Below are 3807 nucleotides of genomic sequence, written 5' to 3' on the forward strand. Positions count from 1 at the left end.
AAGAAGCCGTGGTGATGCGGCATGATGCTCCCGCTTCAATTCAATAACCGTGTTGCACTCAGATCCTGCAACCGCCAGTTCTTAACTATGAGCACTGCCATTGAAAAGCAGGTGACACGCAAGATCTTTCTGAGGCTCTTGCCGCTACTGATCTGCCTGTACATCATTTCCTATCTGGATCGGGTCAACGTGGGCTTTGCCGCCCTGACGATGAACGCTGACATTGGCCTGAGCGCTGCCGTTTATGGCTGGGGCGCGGGTTTGTTCTTCATCGGTTACTGCCTGTTCGAAGTACCCAGCAACCTGCTCATGGCGAAAGTCGGTGCGCGCCGCTGGATTGCCCGCATCCTCTTCACTTGGGGGCTGATCGCCACCTGCATGGCATTGGTTCAGGGCCCAAAAAGCTTCCTGATCATGCGCTTCCTGCTGGGTGTGGCTGAAGCGGGCTTCTTCCCTGCGGTCATTCTGTACCTCACCTACTGGTTCCCGGTGCGTTACCGCGCACGCATCATCTCGATTTTCATGCTCTCCATCCCGATCTCGTTGGCCATTGGTGCTCCGGTCTCGACGGCGCTGTTGCAACTGGATGGCGCGCTGGGCCTCAAAGGCTGGCAGTGGCTCTTCCTGATTGAAGGGATCCCGGGCGTGCTGTTGTTCGGCGTGGTCCTCAAATACCTGCCGGATTCGCCGAAGCAGGCGTCCTGGCTGAGCGATGAAGAGCGTCAGTGGTTGATGTCCGAACTGGATAAAGATGCCAAGGCGCACCCTGTCGCGCTGGACGAAAAGTCGTCTCTGTGGAAAGTGTTCTGCAATCCGTCAATCCTTGCCCTGTGCATGATTTACTTCTGCGCGACGGCGGCCAACATTGGTCTGTCGATGTTCTTGCCACAGATCATCAAGCAGCAAGGCTTCAGCGGCATGGACATCGGCTGGATCACCGCTATCCCTTACGTCGTCGGATGCATCGGCATGGTGACCATCGGCTTCCTGTCGGACCGTTTCCAGAAGCGCACAGCCTTCGTCATCATTTCCCTGTTGTTTATCGCGGGTGGCCTGGGCACGGCGGGTTGGCTGACCGGCAGTAACCTGGCCATCATCGCGATGTGTGTGGCGACGGTTGGCATCATGGGCGCCAAGGGACCTTTCTGGCCACTGCCAGCGCTGTACCTGAGTGGCAGCAGTGCCGCGGCAGGTATTGCCCTGATCAACTCGGTCGGTAACCTGGGTGGTTTCTTTGGCCCTGGCATCATTGGTGCGCTCAAGGAAATGACAGGCACTTACGAAAGCGGATTGTACCTGCTGGCCGGGCTTGCGCTGTTTGGCATCCTGATCACTGTGATCTTCATTTCCGACAGCGGCAAAGCGAAGAAAGACCAGCCAGTGAATGACGCGCTGGCAGCCCGCAACTGATCATCTGCGAGCAATAAAAAAGGGGGGTGACCGGTAACGGTCGCCCCCCTTTTTCGTTGTGCCCGCTCAATCAGCCGGCAGCAAGAACCGCCCGACCACCGGCAGGTGATCTGACACAGCCTGGGTGTCTTCCTGGCGCACATAGCCTTCAACGCGTTGCAGTTTGGGGCTGTAGAACAGGTAGTCGAGGGTGCGGTCAGGCTCGCCGACGGCGGGATTGTTGGGAAAGAAGGTCAGCCATTGCTCGCGGTCTATGCCGGTGGCTTCCGGGTTGCTGGGGAGCATCGGATACTTTTCCCACAATAGATGCAGCTCGCTGTCAGGTGAGTAGCCCAGGCGCTGCTCAGCGGGCAGACGCAGGAACTGGCCGATGGGCAGCAGGTTGAAGTTGCCGCCAATCACCCAGGGTGTGCCCTGGCTTTCATATTTGTCGACCAGCGCTGCCGCCGCTTGCATTTGGCGCTTGAGGTTGCTGTTGTTGAGGGTCGCAGCATCGAGCTGGGTGTTGATGGCCACCAGTTGCCCACCGTCATTGAGCGGCAAGTAGCTGACCAGCATGGCGGGCTTGGGCTGGAATTGACGGCTGATCAGGTTGCTCTCGGCCACCGGCAATTGCAGACGCTCGGCGTGTTCGATCTGGTAACGGCTGAGGGTGACGATCTTGCGCCCGACGCTGCCGAAAATATGCCGGTCGGGGACGAAGTCGGCTTTCCAGGTAAAGGCCTGGGTGCTGCACGGGTAGAGGTCGACCAGGCGTTCCTGTAACAGGGCGAGCTGGTTTTGATAGTCGCTGGCCTTGGCTTCTTCGTCGAGGTCTTGCAGCAGGATCAGGTCGGGCTGCTCATCGCGAATCACCCGCGCCACTTCATCCAGGCTGAAGGCCATGTCTTCACGGGTCGGGCGATCATCCGGGCCGCTGCCGTCGATCAGGTTGTACCAGAACACATAGCGCTTGCCGGCCAGGTACTGGACGTTCCAGGTCATGATCTTGATCGCTTGCCCGGCCACCAGCGTGGGAGCTGCGACGGGGCAACTGACCGCCAGCACCTCTTTAGCGTCCGGGCGCCACGTAACGCTGTAAATCAGGCCAGCCACAACCGCTGAGGTCAGCACTAAACCTAATACAGTGGGGCGCAGTATACGTGGCATGGGCTCTGCTTATGAGGGGCGAAGGAGGTGCCGAGCATACCTGACGGCAGCGCGGCCCCCCAAGGCTCTGGGTATAGGAATTTTTCTTGGTTATGTGTCGGACTTTTCGCTTATCAACATAAAGAGCCGAAACAGAACCACCGAGAGGAACAACTGCAGAAAACTGTTGAAGCTTTCCAGCGCCACCGTCACCACCGCGTTGGTGTCTTCAGGCACCAGCGAAAAGCTCAGTTGCTTGAGCAGGAGCAAAGGCCCCATGACCGCCAGAATGCAGACGAAGATCCGCCAGAAATGGCCGCGGCTCATGATCAGGCTCGACTTGATGGCCGTCAGCGGTGGTTGGCCGCGCAGCACCAGGTTGTACTCGGAAAACGCCAGAACCACGGTGAGGTAGATGCCAGGAATAAAGAACATCGACAGCCCCAGCACAATCAGCAGCGTGCTGATGGCGGCGAGCAGGGCGAACTTGGGCCACAGGCTGAGCGCCCGGGCCAGCACGTCGCGGTTGCTCGGGCTTTCGCCCCGGCTGCGGGCATCGAGAAACACAATCAGCGCCCCGGTGTACAACGGGTAGACCAGCAGGCCGACGATCAGCGCGTAGCCCTGTGACGCATTCGGGCCTACCGCGTCGTCCACAACGTATTGCAGCACGGCTTCAAGAATCACCAAGGGCAAGCACAGGGTGATGACTTGGCCGAGGTTGCGCTGGATGAAGTACAGAGAGTCACGAAGAACGGTAAGCGGATTCATTGTCAGGTTTCAGCAGTCTGGAAACAGTCCGCCACTTTAACCGATGACACGCGACGGTTAGCAAATGTAAAGCTGGGTAAAGGTTCATTGAAACTTCTCGTAACGTCCCCATAACTTTTGAGTGCCTACTGTAGTAGGCGGTTAGCAGATTTTTCGACAATCGAACGAGGTCGTCATGAACAGCGAAGAGCAAACCCTGATTGACGGGCTATTTACCCGGTTGCAACAGGCTGAACGAGAGGCGGCCCCGCGAGACGCGCAAGCGCAGTCGCTGATCAACGATCACATTGCACGCCAGCCGTTGGCGACGTATTTCATGACCCAAGCAATTCTGGTGCAAGAGGCGGCGATCAAGCAGCTCGACCAACAGAACAAACAACTGCAAGCCGAATTGCAGCAGGCCCGCGCTGCGGCGGCTGCACCTGCGCCGGCCGCTACGGGCGGCAGTTTTCTGTCCAGCCTGTTTGGTGGCGGCAGCCGTGAGCCAGCTCCGGCACC

General features: G+C 58.5%; 4 protein-coding genes. 2 read left to right on the plus strand and 2 right to left on the minus strand.

All coding sequences use genetic code 11. The features are described 5' to 3' along the window. Positions 1-87: 87 nt before the first annotated feature. Positions 88-1410, plus strand: a complete 1323-nt coding sequence (locus GHO41_RS28640; RefSeq protein WP_153435297.1) for an MFS transporter — start codon at positions 88-90, stop codon at positions 1408-1410. Positions 1411-1476: 66 nt separating this feature from the next. On the opposite strand, the gene GHO41_RS28645 is transcribed toward GHO41_RS28640, so the two are convergent. Together GHO41_RS28645 and GHO41_RS28650 are read right to left on the minus strand one after the other, a co-directional pair. Further along, complete coding sequence (locus GHO41_RS28645) at positions 1477-2559, minus strand: endonuclease/exonuclease/phosphatase family protein (RefSeq protein WP_153435298.1); 1083 nt, start codon at positions 2557-2559, stop codon at positions 1477-1479. A 90-nt stretch (positions 2560-2649) separates the two neighbouring features. Continuing rightward, positions 2650-3309, minus strand: coding sequence for a YciC family protein (locus GHO41_RS28650; protein WP_153435299.1), 660 nt, complete (start codon positions 3307-3309; stop codon positions 2650-2652). Between the two features lie 175 nt (positions 3310-3484). On the opposite strand from GHO41_RS28650, the gene GHO41_RS28655 reads away from it, so the two are divergent. Next, a partial coding sequence (locus GHO41_RS28655) for a DUF2076 domain-containing protein (protein ID WP_153435300.1) occupies positions 3485-3807 on the plus strand: 323 nt, incomplete at its 3' end.

The organism is Pseudomonas sp. FSL R10-0399 (genome assembly GCF_009600165.1).
Classification (GTDB): Bacteria; Pseudomonadota; Gammaproteobacteria; order Pseudomonadales; family Pseudomonadaceae; genus Aquipseudomonas; species Aquipseudomonas helleri.

Excerpts from the sequence above, each read along its gene's own strand:
- GHO41_RS28640 (WP_153435297.1), top strand. The coding sequence starts at position 88 with ATGAGCACTGCCATTGAAAAGCAGGTGACACGCAAGATCTTTCTGAGG.
- GHO41_RS28645 (WP_153435298.1), bottom strand. The coding sequence starts at position 2,559 with ATGCCACGTATACTGCGCCCCACTGTATTAGGTTTAGTGCTGACCTCA.
- GHO41_RS28650 (WP_153435299.1), bottom strand. The coding sequence starts at position 3,309 with ATGAATCCGCTTACCGTTCTTCGTGACTCTCTGTACTTCATCCAGCGC.